This is a genomic window from Chlamydia gallinacea 08-1274/3 (assembly GCF_000471025.2).
GTDB classification, from domain to species: Bacteria; Chlamydiota; Chlamydiia; order Chlamydiales; family Chlamydiaceae; genus Chlamydia; species Chlamydia gallinacea.
Window position 1 is genome coordinate 95426 of sequence record NZ_CP015840.1, and the last position, 15255, is coordinate 110680.

Here is a 15255-nt window from a genome sequence, read left to right on the forward strand (position 1 = left end):
TTTTTCAATATGAATTGCTTTGCATAACATGATTTTGCAAACATAAGCTGGCTTTTTCGTGGTTCTGATCTTTTCATGGCTCTCCTACTTTCTTCTGCAATTTCTGAAGTCTCTCCTTATTTGCCTGGCTTTATACGGTCTCGCATGCCTCTCTGGTTAATGCATTCCCCCACCACCTTCTTAGACTTTTTAGAACAGCTGAAACTCAATTCAGAATGTCCTCCAGACATTCCACATATTGTAGATATGATAAAAACGCATGCAGGATTTTCTCTTCTCCCTGCAACTTCCTCAATTTCCTTGGATCGGTACCTAGCACTACTGCATCAAAACACGTTCCCCATAGCTACATGCCTTCGTCCATCTCAATATGACGATTTTTCTCTTTTTCCTGATATGATTCACGATTTATTTTGCCATGTTCCTTGGCTTCTTAATCAACACATTGTCAATTTTTTCAAGAATATGGGGAAATTATTTATCAAGGCTGTACAAAGAGCTCAGGCTCTCTACCCTGTTCAGGAGGATTATGTGCGTGTATACCACAGCAATGTCATGGCAATGGAACGACTATGTTGGTTTACTGTAGAGAATGGTCTTATTGAAGAAAAAGGGGAAAGTAAGGTGTATGGAGCCGCAATACTCAGCTCTACTCGGGAACTTTCCCATGTTTTCAAAAGCAAGTCATTTATCGCTCCCTGGAACCTGGAGCTTATTATTCAATGTCCTTTCTATCCCTCGACACCACAATCTACCTTTTTTCTTATACGTGATTTCTACGAATTGTATGAAATTTCTGAATTGATGCATTTTTTCCTAGAGCAAGGCCGACTAGACTCTATTACATTGAATTCTCACACTACATATGACCCTGACGCAGGACGATCTGTACATGAACTTTGCTATTTATAAAGATAAAATTGTTTTTTCTTTATCCTTGTATTTTTCGTTACTTCTTATCCTATCCAATCTTATCGCATCCTCTCGCCTTATAGTGACTCCCCTCTTTATTCTGCCTGGAGGGTTGCTTCTGTACCCATTAACTTTTGTAATTTCTAATATTGTTAATGAAACTTTTGGTTCCTATCAAACGCGACTTATGGTTTTTCACGCATTTTCTGGGAACCTCTTTACATTATGTGTATTAAAAATCTTCTCCCTACTGCCAGCAACGTCTCCTGAGGTATCTCATGCATGGCACACAATCTTTGCTATTAGCCCCCTAGCATGTTTCTTCTCATTCACAGCATTTATTGTTTCCCAACAACTTGACATCGCCCTATTTCAATTATTCAAGCGCCGTTTCCCCCTACTTCCTTCCTGGTTACGTAATTATTTTTCGATTGCTTTATCTCAAATCTTGGACACACTTATCGTAGACCTAGGAGTCATTTATATAGGAATGCATTATTCCTTTACGCAAACTTTACAAATTATGCTCTCTTCCTATGCATATAAATTTTTTTTTAATCTTATTTCCCTACCTCTATTTCACTTTGGCGTAAAAAGAATTGTTAATAAAATAAAATAAAAAAAACGATAAAAGCAATTATTTATTATAATGTTTGTTAAAGTTAATTACTTTATTGCAAAAAAGCAGAATAATTTTTTATGCTACCCGTACATTGTGTTCACCCCTCCACAAGATCTCAAACTCAGAACCTAGATACATTATGGCTTACTCTCCAGAATCAGAAAATCGATCGGTTATCTATCCAACATAGTAAAACAGAGCCGGGGGCATTTTATCATGCCTCTTTAATAGAAAAAGTCGCTAGGATAGTTCTAGCTATTTTTCTTATCATCGCAACTTTGGGTCTCATTCTCCTCTTCTTATCAGTACAAGACCTTGTGGATCTCAAGATAAAATCTTTATGCACAAAGCAAAAAAGCATGCATCATCAACCGTCCAAGGAAACCCATCTTCCCGCAAACATTTTGTCTTCACTCCTAATGCCTGTACTGAGCCCCATTACTGGAGAATGCTGGGACAATTATGCTATTGCCCATCATTGCCAGAAATTGCACATGCGCTACCCTACATTCTTAATCCAAGGCCCCCAACCTATTGCGTCATGCTTTTCATTAGAAAGATTACTTTTCTTAGATCTACATTTATATAACTCTCGTGAACAAACATTTTTAACTCAACCTGATATGGCTGTGTGCGAACACAAAAGTTATGAACATGGTTACCTAAAACACACTCCTTGCGAGTCTCTCCGGATATTCGCGTATCCTCTATGGCACCATCCCCTAGCAACTACAGAGGAAGAAATAATACAAAAAATGTTGACTGCCCATAGATTACAGTCTGCAGAAATTTCCCACTGGTGCTTGGTGATCGTTAATCTTGATCTTCGTGAAGTTATCTATTTCGATAGCTTAGCTTGTTTTATACAGACGCAACTCATTGACTCGAAACTCAAAGAGATAGCAGAACGCCTAGAAAAACAGTTCCCCTCTCCCAAATCCGATACTCCTTTTACTATAAAAAAAGTTGTCCAAACTCCTATTCAAGAGGATGGTTTTTCTTGCGGTATTTGGATTACTATCTTCCTTGAAAAGTACTTAGAAAACCCTCAAAACCTTCCTGAAATCATCGACACGCTTCAAAATCACAAGCATAGTATATTGAAAGATTTTCTAAACAAAAACCCCAACCCTTCTCCTCCTCAAAGTAACAATATAACCTAACACTGTTTCTAAAGTACAATCACCACATTGCAACATACCAGTTGCTTGTTATAGGTACTCTTCCCTCTACTGTTCTAGAATAGCTTATTGACTTTCTACTATATCTATGCTAATAATCCATGCGTTTCATTTAGCCTTCTGAGAGTATTTCTATGGAAAATAATTCTCGCCTATCCCTAGAAGACATTCAAGAAATCTATAATTCTCCTCTTTTTGAACTCATTCATCAAGCAAACGCTATATTACGTCATAATTTCCCACATTCAGAACTGCAAACATGCCATCTTATCTCTATAAAGACTGGTGGGTGCATAGAGGACTGTGCCTACTGTGCGCAATCTTCTCGCTACAAAACATCTATACATCCTGAACCCATGATGAAAATTACTGATGTCTTAGCAAAAGCGAAGCAAGCCATAGACGCAGGAGCGTCCAGAATCTGCTTAGGAGCTGCTTGGAAAGAAATAAAAGATAATCATCAATTTGAGCGTACCTTAGAAATGATTAAAGGCATAGCACAAATGGGAGCAGAAGTGTGCTGTACTTTAGGGATGCTTACACCAGAACAAGCAAAAAAACTTTATGACGCCGGACTATATGCTTATAATCATAATTTAGATTCTTCTGAAGAGTTTTATAAAACAATTATTACAACAAGAAAATATGAAGATCGTCTAAAAACACTAGATATATTGGATCAGTCTGGTATTCATGTATGCTCTGGGGGAATCATAGGTATGGGAGAATCTCCAGAAGATCGTATGGGTCTTCTACATACGCTAGCTTCTAGAGAACATTCTCCACAATCTGTGCCTATCAATATTCTCTGCCCCGTAGAGGGTACTCCTTTAGAAAAGCAGCCGAAAATACCTTTTTGGGAAGTATTACGCACCATCGCTACTGCACGAATTGTTTTTCCACAAACTACAGTACGTCTTGCTGCTGGACGCGCCTCTCTTTCCATAGAACAACAAACATTATGCTTTATTGCAGGAGCTAATTCTATATTCTATGGGGAAAAGCTCCTCACCGTAGAAAATAGCACGATAAACGAAGATACAGCTATGTTCCAATTACTCGGTATGCGACATCGTCCAGCATTTGTAACGCCACGGGGTCACCCATGTTGTCAATCAACTCCTTACTAAAAGAACGATTAGAAAAACAAAAACACCGTCATTTATTAAGGTCCTTACAAACGACTTCACATCTGAAGGATTTCACATCTAATGATTATTTAGGGTTTGCTCGTTCCTCTGAATTACATCGTATGTGCTTATCAGCTTTCTCTTCGCTTTCGTCTTTAGGATCTACAGGGTCCCGTTTATTAACTGGCCACTCAACATTAGCCCATGAGGCAGAACAACACATATCTGCCTATCATAATATGGAAAGTGCTTTGATATTTAACTCAGGGTATACTGCTAATTTAGGATTAATTTCTGCCTTAGCCTCTCACCAAGATCGTGTGATTCACGACTTATATATTCATGCCTCTATTCACGATGGAATCCGCCTTTCTAAGGCTAAAAAAATTCCTTTTCGCCATAATGACATGCAACATCTAGAAAAACGTTTGTCTGAGCCTTTCTCGGGGAATACCTTTGTCTGTGTTGAGTCTATCTATTCGCTACATGGTAGTATAGCTCCTTTAACTGTTTTATGTAAGCTATGTAAAAATTATGGAGCCTATCTCATTGTTGACGAAGCTCATGCTCTTGGTGTTGTTGGAAGAAAAGGTGAGGGTTATGTAACATCTTTAGGACTACAAAAGGATGTCACTGCTACTGTATATACCTTTGGAAAAGCATTGGGAATGCATGGTGCAGCTGTAGCAGGAAGTGCTTTACTTAAAGAATATCTTATAAATTTCTGCCGTGCATTTATCTATACTACAGCACCACCACTCCATGTCTTTAAAACAATTTGCCTTGCCTATCAATATAACAAAACAGCAGGCCCTCTTAGAGAGAAACTCTACCATTGGATAGCTTATTTGCAAATGCAAGCTAAAAGTCTTTCCAAAGCGCCATTCCAAAATAATTCTCAAACTCCTATCCAACCTCTATATATTTCTGGAAGTCAACACGCTCGTAACATTGCAAAAAAATTCCAAACAGCAGGATTTGATGTTCGACCAATTGTGAGCCCTACAGTAAAACAAAAAGAAGAGTTATTACGTGTATGTCTCCACGCATTTAATACAAAAAAAGAAATTGATGATTTTTTAAATCTACTTGATGATATCCAAACAAGCTCATGCACATTATTATCGCAGGAATTCACACAGAAGTAGGGAAAACTTTAGTCAGTACTATTCTTACTTCCTTACTCCAAGCAGACTACTGGAAACCTATACAATCAGGATCTCTAGAACATTCTGACAGCCACCAGGTACATATGCTTTCGGGAGCAACATGCCATCCAGAAGCTTACCGATTTTCCCATCCTCTTGCTGCACACCAAGCAGCAGAACGCGAAGGCATTTGTATTCAACAAGACCGTCTTACTCCTCCTAAAACAAAGAAACCTTTAATCATCGAAACTTCAGGAGGATTTCTTTCTCCATGTACCCCAACTACTCTACAAGGAGATTTGTTCTCTCAGTGGCCCTGCGCATCATGGATTCTCGTGAGTAAAGCCTATCTAGGAAGTATAAACCATACTTGCCTTACTGTAGAAGCTATGCGATTACGCAATCTAAATATTTTAGGCATGATTCTCAACCAATATCCCCAACATGAGGAGGACTGGCTGCTGCAGATAACTCAGCTATCCTGTTTAGGACGACTGAATTACGAAACTTTCATTTCAAAAAGCACTATACAAAAATATGTTGACCTATGGAAACCATCCTTTCAAATAATCTAAGGAAACTATGATAAACAAAACAATCTCTAGAGAATCACAAATATCGAAAATCTGGTATCCCTTTACTCAACCAGAATTAGATGGTAGTCCTATACATATCGCTCGAGGACAGGGAGCCTATTTATATACGTCTACAGATACGGCTTATCTCGATGCTATATCCTCATGGTGGTGTAATCTGCATGGACATGCTCATCCTCACATTGCTAACGCCATTGCCGAACAAGCACAGCAACTTGAACATGTAATGTTTGCAAACCTCACACACACACCTGCGGAACAACTTTGCTACAAACTCACAAAAGTCCTACCTCAAGGACTTGAAAAATGCTTCTTCTCTGACAACGGATCCTGTGCTATAGAGGTCGCAATTAAAATCACTATACAATACTTCTTTAACCAAAAAAGAAAACGATTACGTTTTGTCTCGTTCAAGCAAGGTTATCATGGAGATACTCTGGGAGCAATGTCTTTAGCAGGACTATCAGAGATCACCACGCCATTCCATTCACTCTTTTTCCCTGTAGATACTATTCCCCCTCCTTATTATGGACAAGAAGAGCAATCTATTAAACAAGCAAAAGCACTATTTTCTTCAGGAGAAATTGCTGGATTTATCTACGAACCTACACTTCAAGGAGCAGCAGGAATGCGCCTGCATAACCCTGAGGGTTTAAATCATATTCTACAGTTAGCCAAACAATATGATGTTATATGCATTGCTGATGAAATTCTAACAGGATTTGGACGTACAGGCCCTCTATTTGCCTCACAATCTATGCAAATACTTCCTGACATCCTCTGTTTATCCAAGGGATTAACAGGAGGATTTTTACCCCTAGCTGTTACCATAACACGTGATGAGATTTATCATGCTTTTGTGGGAAAGGATCGCCACCAAGCTTTTTTGCACGGACATACATTCACAGCAAATCCTCTAGGGTGTGCAGCTGCATTAGCCTCTTTAGATCTCACTCTATCTCCTCAATGTGCTGAACAACGAAAAATGATCGAAACATGCCATAAACAATTTCAATCTCGTTATGGGAAACTTTGGAAACGCTGTGAAGTATTAGGAACGATTCTTGCTATAGATTATCCTTCAACATCACAAGGATATTTTTCCAATGTGCGCAATACTCTCTACAACTTTTTTATACAAAATCATATTATATTGCGTCCTATAGGAAATACCGTGTATGTTTTACCCCCCTACTGCATCCAAGAGAAAGAGCTGCATAAAATTTACCATTACCTTCAAGAGGCATTATGTTTAGAACTCAAGTAACAACATTTATATCCTATGCTCCGCGCTGGGAACGCCTGCTCAAACATATTGTTGCTTCTTCTAATACACATAGCAAATGGATCAACACATTATCATTCTTAGAAAATTGTGGAGCCAAAAAAATTTCTGCAAGTGAGCATCCAACACAAGTAAAAAAAGAAGTTTTAAAACATGCAGCTGAAGAATTTCGTCATGCTTTTTATTTAAAAAAACAAATTTCTCGCATTACCTCAGAGCCATTTTTAGACTATTCTTTAGATAGTGTTCTCGGAGGGAACATAGCAAAGTACTACCTTCACCTCTTAGATCTACGTATATCAAAACTTCTTAAAACTCATTACCATATCAATAATCAAAGATTAAAGACCACGGCATACATTCTCGTAACTTCTGCTATAGAAATGCGTGCTTTTGAAGTCTATCCTATTTACCATCGTGTCTTACAAAATGTAGAAAGTACAATTACAATCAAATCAATTATTCTAGAAGAGCAAGAGCATTTAGAAGAAATGGAAGCAGAGTTATCTACGCTCCCTCACGCTAATGAGCTTTTATCCCAAGCATGTGCATTTGAGAGCTCTCTTTGTTTACAGTTTATAAATCATCTAGAGAAATCTCTTTTACAAACAGAAAATTTATTTAAAGTATCTCAATAAGATTTACTTGTAAGATAAAAATACTTTTTGCAAGCTTCTTCAAAAAAACATAAGTTAGCCAAAATGCTTACTTATAAGATCTTACCTTCCTCCATTTACGGAAGAGCAACTGTTCCTCCCTCAAAATCCCAAACACTAAGAGCTATTCTTTGGGCTGCTGTTAGTCAAGGATTATCCACTATAGAGAATATCTTATATTCACCGGATTCCCTTGCTATGATTAACGCCTGTAAACAGTTGGGAGCGCAAATTACTATACACTCTACATCACTAGCTATTCTTGGATCTCCTCAGCTCGTTTTCCCTGAAAATACCATAATTCATGCAGGTAACTCGGGAATACTCTTTCGTTTTTTCACTGCACTAGCAGCTGCATACTCTAAAAACATCACAATTACAGGCTTCCCCCAACTACAAAGACGACCTATAGCTCCTCTACTTCAATCTTTAATAAACTTTGGAGCCACTTTCTCCTATCATAAGGACGAGGGTTCTCTTCCTTTTACTATTTCAGGTCCTCTATCCTCTGGTCATACTGTCATATCAGGAGAGGACTCACAATACGCTTCTGCTTTAGCAATTGCCTGTTCTTTAGCAGATGGTCTTTTTTCTTTCACTGTGAGCAATCCTAAAGAACTTCCTTGGCTACGCCTCACACTCTGGTGGTTAGATCAACTCCATATTCCTTATGTGCAATCTGAAAATACCTATTCCTTTCCGAAAAAATCCCGCCCACAGGCTTTCTCCTACAAAGTAAGTGGCGATTTCAGTAGTGCGGCCTTTCTTGTCGCCGGAGCATTACTATCACAATCTCCCTATCCAACATATTTATATAATCTCAATATCCAAGAAATGCAGGGAGATAAACACCTCCTTTTCCTACTGAAAAAACTAGGAGCGAATATTATTTTTGAAAATAACCATGTGATTGTCTATCCCTCAACGTTTTCAGGAGGTCACATAGACATGGATCCCTTTATTGATGCCCTTCCTATTCTTGCTGTCCTTTGCTGTTTTGCAACTTCTCCCTCCTATTTATACAACGCCCAGAGCGCTAAAAATAAAGAAAGTAACCGAATCCTTGCTATTGCTCAAGAACTACAAAAAATGGGAGCATGGATCCAACCTTGCGACGATGGATTAGTCATCAATCCCAGCCCTCTCCACGGAGCAACTTTATATTCTCATGAAGATCATAGAATTGCTATGGCCTTGTCAATAGCTGCTTTATATGCCACTGGAGAAAGTACGATTTATGCTACAGATTGTGTAAACAAAACTTTTCCTAATTTCGTTTCTACCCTTACTACCTTACACGCACATATTCAGGAGAACAATGAATATCTTCCTATGCGGCCTACCCACAGTTGGTAAAACTCGATTTGGTCAAGTCCTTGCTCAATACCTCTCCTTTCCATTTTTCGATACTGATGATTTGATTTTACATTCCTACGGAGAAAATCAATATCCTTCGATAAAAAAAATTTTTCAGGCAGTTGGAGAAAAAACTTTCTCTTCTTGGGAAATCGCTATTCTTCGTTCCTTATCAATGGATAAAAGTGTCGTCTCCTTAGGAGGAGGAACACTTTTGCATCAAGAAGCTGTTTCCCTAATTAAAAATAAAGGAACATTAGTACTTCTTTCTCTTCCCTTACCTAGAATCTGTGAAAGACTGAAACATCGAGGTGTTCCTGAGAGATTAAAATCCTCCCAAGATCTTATGCACACACTGCAAGAACGTATTGACTTCATGCATCGTGTAGTTGATTATCAATTTCCCATGGCAGAGGTGGATCTCTCTAAGGAAACGTCGCTATTTTCTGCCTGTAAATCTTTTTTAAAGTTACTTAACTTATGAAAAACCGTTTTGGCTCCATATTTTCTATAACTACGTGGGGAGAATCTCACGGCCCCTCTATTGGCGTTGTCATAGATGGATGCCCTGCAGGGATTCGTTTGGACTCTGAAGATTTTATTCCCGCTATGGCACGAAGATCTCCAGGCAAACCCTACACATCACAACGCCAAGAAACAGACAAAGTCCACATCCTTTCAGGAGTCTATCAAGGGAAAACTACGGGAACACCAATTTCTCTACAAATTTTTAATATTGATGTGAATAGTTCTCCCTACCAGCAACAAAAAGATTGCTACCGTCCAGGGCATGGACAATACGCCTACGAAAAAAAATATGGTATCGTCAATCCTCTAGGCGGAGGAAGATCCTCTGCTAGAGAAACCGCGTGTCGTGTTGCTGGAGGTGTAGTTGCTGCAAAGCTCCTCGCACATTATGACATTTTTAGCCTAGCTTTTTTATCAAAAATCGGCCCCTTAGTCGTTGAAGGTTACCCAAAATTTTCAAAAGAATTTGCTCACAAGATTTACCAATCACCCTATTTTTCTCCTCTAGCAAATCAAGACATCCAGGAAATACTCATCAATATTCAAGAAAAAAAAGATTCTCTAGGCGGGATTGTTTCCTTCATTACTTCTCCCATTCATGAGAGCCTTGGAGAACCGATTTTCTATAAAATACAAGCTGTTTTAGCCTCAGCCTTAATGAGCATTCCCGCTGCTAAAGGATTTGAAATTGGTCTGGGATTTTCATCTGCAGATATGACAGGATCTGAGTATACAGATCCTTTAATCTCCTCTAGTGGGCACATTACCCTAAGTTCGAACCATTGTGGAGGATCTTTAGGAGGCATCACCGTGGGAGCCCCCCTCCAGGGGCGTGTCGCCTTCAAACCTACATCTTCTATACAAATTCCCTGTCCTACAGTCACAAAAACAGGAAAACCTACGTACTATGCAACTCCAAAAGAAGGACGCCATGACCCATGCGTTGCCATACGCGCAGTTCCCGTAGTCGAGGCTATGATCAATCTCGTGTTAGCTGATTTATTCTTACAACAACGGTGCTCTAAACTATGATCCATCCTTTTCTTACCCAACCGCACCCTATGCAACTAGTGACCAACCTATTCAATAACAAGTTATTTTCCTCAATATCACGAGCTTATCCTATAGTCATTGTTTCCGATTACCAAGTGAGAGATCAGGTTCTTCCTCCAATAATTGAATTCATGGAATCTCTAGGATACAGAGTTGTTGTACTTACCTTCCCTCCCGGAGAACGCAATAAAACATGGGAAACCTTTCTTTCCTTACACAACCATCTTATAGATAACAATATTCCATCATCATCACCTATTTTTGGTATCGGTGGAGGCGTCTCATTAGATATCGCAGGATTTTTAGCATCTACCTACTGTCGAGGCCTGCCCTTATTTTTCATTCCCACGACTTTACTAGCTATGATCGATGCAAGTATCGGAGGAAAAAATGGTGTGAACTTTCGAGGATTAAAAAACCGTTTGGGAACATTTTACCTTCCTCAAGAGGTATGGATACACCCTCAATGTTTAGCAACTCTTCCTCAACAAGAATGGACAAATGGAATTGCTGAAGCTATAAAACATAGCTGCATTGCAAATACTTCCCTCTGGGAATTTATGGATACCTATCGTACCGACCTCTGTACATCCCCAGAAATTCTCGAAGAATTTATAAAAAGAAATTGCCAAGTCAAAGCAGAAATTGTAGCTAAAGATCCTAAAGACAAAAATCTAAGAAAAATACTGAATTTCGGCCATACTTTTGCTCACGCTATAGAAACATTATCCCAAGGATATATTCCCCACGGCCACGCGGTCAGTGTAGGGATGGTAATAGAAATGAAAATCGCTGTCGCTATGGGAAAAGTAAAACAAACCAATCTTCTTGAACTAGTATCTCATAAGTTAACATCTTTTCACCTCCCGACTTCGCTGGCAGAGCTTCGTAAATTTCTTCCCCAACATCTGCGGAAAGAATTTCATAAAAATAATCTCATGCATTTCTTACAATATGACAAAAAAAACCCATCTACAAAAGCAATACGCATTGTTATTCTCGAACAATTAGGTCGTGCTTCTACCTGTGATGGTGCTTATTGCGCCTCCCCCTGCAAGGATATTCTTAATCAAATAATTCAGGAAGAATTTCATGTTATGTGCCACAATTAGCGGTCCCTCATTCAAAGAAGCTCAACAGCAAATTCTCCATTCCCTTCCTTTTGTAGATAGCATAGAATTACGTATAGATTATCTTCTTTCCCTCTCTGAAGAAGAGATTCATGAGCTCATAATCTTAGCTAAACACCCGATTCTTACATTAAAACGTTTAGCCCACACTCCCCAAGAAGTTTGGGTACAACAAGTGATGAATCTTGCAAGATTGCAACCGGAATATTTAGATATTGATTATACGTTTCCAAAAGAAGCTTTAAACCATATTCGGAAATACTATCCCAAAATAAAAATCCTACTTTCTTTTCACAGTGATACTTATGAACACCTACCCACGATCTATAAAAATCTTGCTCAAACACCTGCTCATGAATATAAACTCGCTATCTCTCCAAGAAATTCCCTAGAGACATTTCATTGTCTACAGTATAAAAACCATCTCCCAGAAAATACTACTCTTCTCTGTATGGGAGAGGTAGGTATTCCATCAAGAATTCTTTCCCCTTTAATAAAAAATAAAAAAAATTATACTGCAGCTCCTTACTCTTCACCAGTAGCTCCTGGACAACTCCCATTAAAAGAACTCCTTACCTATAATTATGCAAATCTCTCTGAGAAATCACAGATCTACGGCTTGATAGGCAATCCTATTGACCGTAGTATTAGCCATATATCGCATAATCAACTCTTTGCAAATCTTCATCTATCCGCAAGTTATATAAAAATCTTACTAGAATTTCATGAGCTGGAAGCTTTTATCTCACTATCTCGAGAACTTCCTTTTCGAGGATTAAGCGTTACCACGCCCTTTAAAACAGAAATCATCAACTACATTGATGTATTAGATCCTTCTGTTCACCAATGTCAGGCATGTAACACACTAGTGTTTAAAAACAACACTCTGATTGGCTATAATACAGATGGATTGGGAATGATTCATCTCTTGAATGCCAAAGGTATTTCCTTGAAAAACTCTCGCCTAGGCATTGTAGGCGCTGGGGGAGCGGCTAAAGCTATTGCCCTAGCGTGTGCTCATGCAGGAGCTAATATTAGCATTTTCAATCGTAGTTCAACTCCAGGAATTCAACTTGCTAACCTATGTGGAGGCTCTTTCTTTCCTTTAAATGAATTGTCTCCCACACAGGCAATTGATATTCTCATCCTCTGTCTCCCCCCAAATACTCCTTTTCCGGAAATCTTTCCTCCTATAATTCTTGATATCAACACCCTTCCTAAAGAATCTACTTATACCAAGAAGGCCAAACACCGTGGGTGCTATATCCTTTACGGATACGAACTATTTGCTCAGCAAGCCCTACTCCAATTTGCTCTCTGGCTCCCGACTCCCCTCTCACAACATCAGCACGATGAATTTCTTATACATATAGAAAATATTATGCATTCTGTGTAAAATTTTCTTTTGCAAATACTGTTTTCTATTTTTCATGCAAACGTCAATATGGAATTTTTGGATATTGCTGTGTTTCTTCTTTCCTATTGTAGGACATACTGCGGTAACGACACGGTATGTAGAAATAAAATCTATCCACGAAGTTGCTGGCGATATTCTCTATGATCCTAGTGATTTTTGGTTAATTTTAGATCTTGACGATACTCTATTAGAGGGAGCTCAAGCATTAACACAATTCCTCTGGTTGCAAAAAACTTTGATCGGGTTACAACAACTAGGATTTACAGAAAACGAAGCTTGGAATACAGCTTATCCTTATTGGGAATCCATTCAAGACAAAGGATCCGTAAAAACTATCGAATCTGCGATGCTCACGCTTATCTCACGTCTGCAAGAGCAAGGAAAAACGGTTTTTGCCTATACAGAACGACAACGCTCTGCAGAAGAAATTACAATAAAACAATTGAAAAGCTTAGACATTACCTTACTGTCCTCAGCACCACCAACTCCTCAAACACTACCACCGAATATTTTTTTCTCTTCCGGAATACTATTTGGTGGAGAGCTCCATAAAGGACCTGGTTTACAGTTTTTTTTGAATGCAATAAACACATGTCCAGAAAAAATCATTTACATTGATAATGATAAACATAACGTTTTACGCATTGGAGAATTATGTAAATCAAAAAAAATTTCTTATTTCGGAATTACATACACAGCACAAAAATTTTCTCTTCCTATCTATTTTCCTGAAATTTCTAAGGTCCAATATACCTATGCGCAAAAACTTCTTAGTAATGAGGCTGCGGCATTATTATTACGACATCAAATGGCGGAATAACGCAAACCAAAAATGATGGCATAAAACAACTATTTTTTTTACAGTCACGTTAAAAACTCGTGTATTCCGTGGTCCATGATACTTGTTCGTTTTCTGGTATTTATTTGCTTATGTAGCTGTAGCTTTTTCCTTTCTTTTCCTGCTTACGGAAAAGATCCAACACACCCTCATCTCCACCACCATCGAATTGCAGATAGGCTAAAAAAAAGCACTACTCGACATACACCTAAAATAGAAACTCATGACTGCGAACCACATACCTATGTATTATCTCCTGTTCGTAATGTTCTTGCCCGCCGGCCCTGTGACAATGGCTGGTCAATTTCTCGACTCTTCCATTCCATAGAAGAAGAAACGAATTCTCAAATTACTATTGATTTCACCATTCTTCCTCAACGATTTTATCCCAAAAAGAGTGCTCTTACTCAAATTGAAGAAGAACAGCCTATTTGGCAATTCTACATGAGTCCAAATGCCTCATGGCAAATCTATAATACCCCCATGGCAGGAGTAGGAAGTATTGATTTTTCCTATACCTTAATCCGTTACTGGGAAAACAATGCACAAAATGCTAACAATGCTTTGGGCATTGCAGGAGAAATTAATGACTACAGTACACGGGCAAATACACTCAATACTCTTACATTTTCTCAAACGTTCCCTGGAAATTGGTTAACGATTTCCTTAGGTCAATACAGCCTGTATTCCATAGATGGAACTGCATATGATAATGACCAACAATCCGGGTTTATCAGCTATGCACTATCACAGAATGCCAGTGCTACTTATTCATTAGGAAGCATTGGGGCTTACCTACAACTCACTCCTTTACCTTCCCTGAATATCCAAGTAGGTCTTCAAGATGCTTATAATGTTTTAGGAACGGGTTTCCGCATTCGTAATTTAAACAAAAAGAAATACAACTTTTATGGTTATTTATCTTTGTCTCCGCAATGTCTCTTAGGAGGAGGACAATACTCCGCTCTTATTTACTCCACACGTGCGGTCCCCGAGCAACCAGTAAACACTACAGGTTGGTCTCTAAATTTTGGTCAATATCTAGGGAAAAAATTGTACGTATTCGGCAGATGGAATGGATCTACAGGAAAAGCCGTCAATCTACATCGCTCTTATGTTTTAGGTTTAGCCTCACCCGATCCTATTCACAGAAACTCTCAAGATGTCTTCGGAGTTGCTTGTGCTTTAAACCGAGTCAATCCTCAGGTAGTTCAAATACAAAGAACACGACAATATGAAACGGTAATTGAAGCATTTGCTACCCTAGGATGCGGTCCCCACATATCTATAACTCCTGATTTTCAATTCTATATCCATCCAGCATTAAGAACAAATAAGCGTTCTGTGACTGTATACGGTATACGAGCTAACTTTTCTACTTAACTTTTTCAATAGGAGAGCAC

The 15255-nt window shown here is 38.7% G+C and carries 15 protein-coding genes; all 15 read left to right on the top strand.

Annotated elements, in window-relative coordinates; all coding sequences use genetic code 11:
* The first annotated feature begins 75 nt into the window (after positions 1-75).
* On the top strand, positions 76-912 hold the full coding sequence (locus tag M787_RS00425) for a biopterin-dependent aromatic amino acid hydroxylase (RefSeq protein ID WP_021828498.1): 837 nt from the start codon (positions 76-78) through the stop codon (positions 910-912).
* On the top strand, positions 893-1531 hold the full coding sequence (locus tag M787_RS00430) for a queuosine precursor transporter (RefSeq protein WP_021828499.1): 639 nt from the start codon (positions 893-895) through the stop codon (positions 1529-1531). Before M787_RS00425 ends, M787_RS00430 begins: the two co-directional genes overlap by 20 nt.
* 80 nt (positions 1532-1611) lie before the next feature.
* Complete coding sequence (locus tag M787_RS00435) at positions 1612-2697, top strand: Ulp1 family isopeptidase (protein WP_021828500.1); 1086 nt, start codon at positions 1612-1614, stop codon at positions 2695-2697.
* Between the two features lie 152 nt (positions 2698-2849).
* Complete coding sequence (gene bioB / locus M787_RS00440) at positions 2850-3845, top strand: biotin synthase BioB (protein ID WP_021828501.1); 996 nt, start codon at positions 2850-2852, stop codon at positions 3843-3845.
* Complete coding sequence (locus M787_RS00445; protein ID WP_021828502.1) at positions 3824-4993, top strand: aminotransferase class I/II-fold pyridoxal phosphate-dependent enzyme; 1170 nt, start codon at positions 3824-3826, stop codon at positions 4991-4993. Before bioB ends, M787_RS00445 begins: the two co-directional genes overlap by 22 nt.
* The gene (gene bioD, locus M787_RS00450; protein ID WP_021828503.1) at positions 4957-5568 is read left to right on the top strand and encodes a dethiobiotin synthase; all 612 of its coding nucleotides are present in this window, start codon (positions 4957-4959) and stop codon (positions 5566-5568) included. Before M787_RS00445 ends, bioD begins: the two co-directional genes overlap by 37 nt.
* Before the next feature lie 7 nt (positions 5569-5575).
* Complete coding sequence (gene bioA / locus M787_RS00455; RefSeq protein ID WP_021828504.1) at positions 5576-6856, top strand: adenosylmethionine--8-amino-7-oxononanoate transaminase; 1281 nt, start codon at positions 5576-5578, stop codon at positions 6854-6856.
* On the top strand, positions 6838-7512 hold the full coding sequence (locus M787_RS00460) for a hypothetical protein (RefSeq protein ID WP_021828505.1): 675 nt from the start codon (positions 6838-6840) through the stop codon (positions 7510-7512). The genes bioA and M787_RS00460 overlap by 19 nt, the downstream gene beginning before the upstream one ends.
* 63 nt (positions 7513-7575) lie before the next feature.
* Positions 7576-8886, top strand: coding sequence for a 3-phosphoshikimate 1-carboxyvinyltransferase (gene aroA / locus M787_RS00465; protein WP_021828506.1), 1311 nt, complete (start codon positions 7576-7578; stop codon positions 8884-8886).
* Complete coding sequence (locus tag M787_RS00470) at positions 8849-9370, top strand: shikimate kinase (RefSeq protein ID WP_021828507.1); 522 nt, start codon at positions 8849-8851, stop codon at positions 9368-9370. The genes aroA and M787_RS00470 overlap by 38 nt, the downstream gene beginning before the upstream one ends.
* Positions 9367-10446 carry a chorismate synthase gene (aroC, locus tag M787_RS00475; protein ID WP_021828508.1) on the top strand — a complete coding sequence of 360 codons (1080 nt, stop codon included), beginning with the start codon at positions 9367-9369 and terminating at the stop codon, positions 10444-10446. Before M787_RS00470 ends, aroC begins: the two co-directional genes overlap by 4 nt.
* Positions 10443-11579 (top strand): 3-dehydroquinate synthase, encoded by a 1137-nt coding sequence (gene aroB, locus M787_RS00480; RefSeq protein WP_021828509.1) that lies wholly within the window; start codon positions 10443-10445, stop codon positions 11577-11579. The genes aroC and aroB overlap by 4 nt, the downstream gene beginning before the upstream one ends.
* The gene (locus tag M787_RS00485) at positions 11560-12993 is read left to right on the top strand and encodes a bifunctional 3-dehydroquinate dehydratase/shikimate dehydrogenase (RefSeq protein ID WP_021828510.1); all 1434 of its coding nucleotides are present in this window, start codon (positions 11560-11562) and stop codon (positions 12991-12993) included. Before aroB ends, M787_RS00485 begins: the two co-directional genes overlap by 20 nt.
* A 34-nt stretch (positions 12994-13027) precedes the next feature.
* The gene (locus M787_RS00490) at positions 13028-13834 is read left to right on the top strand and encodes a DUF2608 domain-containing protein (RefSeq protein ID WP_021828511.1); all 807 of its coding nucleotides are present in this window, start codon (positions 13028-13030) and stop codon (positions 13832-13834) included.
* Positions 13835-13909: 75 nt separating this feature from the next.
* A complete protein-coding gene (gene aaxA / locus M787_RS00495; RefSeq protein ID WP_021828512.1) occupies positions 13910-15235 on the top strand; it encodes a porin AaxA in 1326 nt (441 codons plus the stop codon).
* Positions 15236-15255 lie beyond the last annotated feature (20 nt).

Bases quoted from the DNA above. Each gene is read 5' to 3' on its own strand.
- M787_RS00425 (WP_021828498.1), top strand. From the start codon at position 76: ATGGCTCTCCTACTTTCTTCTGCAATTTCTGAAGTCTCTCCTTATTTG.
- M787_RS00430 (WP_021828499.1), top strand. From the start codon at position 893: ATGAACTTTGCTATTTATAAAGATAAAATTGTTTTTTCTTTATCCTTG.
- M787_RS00435 (WP_021828500.1), top strand. From the start codon at position 1,612: ATGCTACCCGTACATTGTGTTCACCCCTCCACAAGATCTCAAACTCAG.
- bioB (WP_021828501.1), top strand. From the start codon at position 2,850: ATGGAAAATAATTCTCGCCTATCCCTAGAAGACATTCAAGAAATCTAT.
- bioD (WP_021828503.1), top strand. From the start codon at position 4,957: ATGCACATTATTATCGCAGGAATTCACACAGAAGTAGGGAAAACTTTA.
- bioA (WP_021828504.1), top strand. From the start codon at position 5,576: ATGATAAACAAAACAATCTCTAGAGAATCACAAATATCGAAAATCTGG.
- M787_RS00460 (WP_021828505.1), top strand. From the start codon at position 6,838: ATGTTTAGAACTCAAGTAACAACATTTATATCCTATGCTCCGCGCTGG.
- aroA (WP_021828506.1), top strand. From the start codon at position 7,576: ATGCTTACTTATAAGATCTTACCTTCCTCCATTTACGGAAGAGCAACT.
- M787_RS00470 (WP_021828507.1), top strand. From the start codon at position 8,849: ATGAATATCTTCCTATGCGGCCTACCCACAGTTGGTAAAACTCGATTT.
- aroC (WP_021828508.1), top strand. From the start codon at position 9,367: ATGAAAAACCGTTTTGGCTCCATATTTTCTATAACTACGTGGGGAGAA.
- aroB (WP_021828509.1), top strand. From the start codon at position 10,443: ATGATCCATCCTTTTCTTACCCAACCGCACCCTATGCAACTAGTGACC.
- M787_RS00485 (WP_021828510.1), top strand. From the start codon at position 11,560: ATGTTATGTGCCACAATTAGCGGTCCCTCATTCAAAGAAGCTCAACAG.
- M787_RS00490 (WP_021828511.1), top strand. From the start codon at position 13,028: ATGCAAACGTCAATATGGAATTTTTGGATATTGCTGTGTTTCTTCTTT.
- aaxA (WP_021828512.1), top strand. From the start codon at position 13,910: ATGATACTTGTTCGTTTTCTGGTATTTATTTGCTTATGTAGCTGTAGC.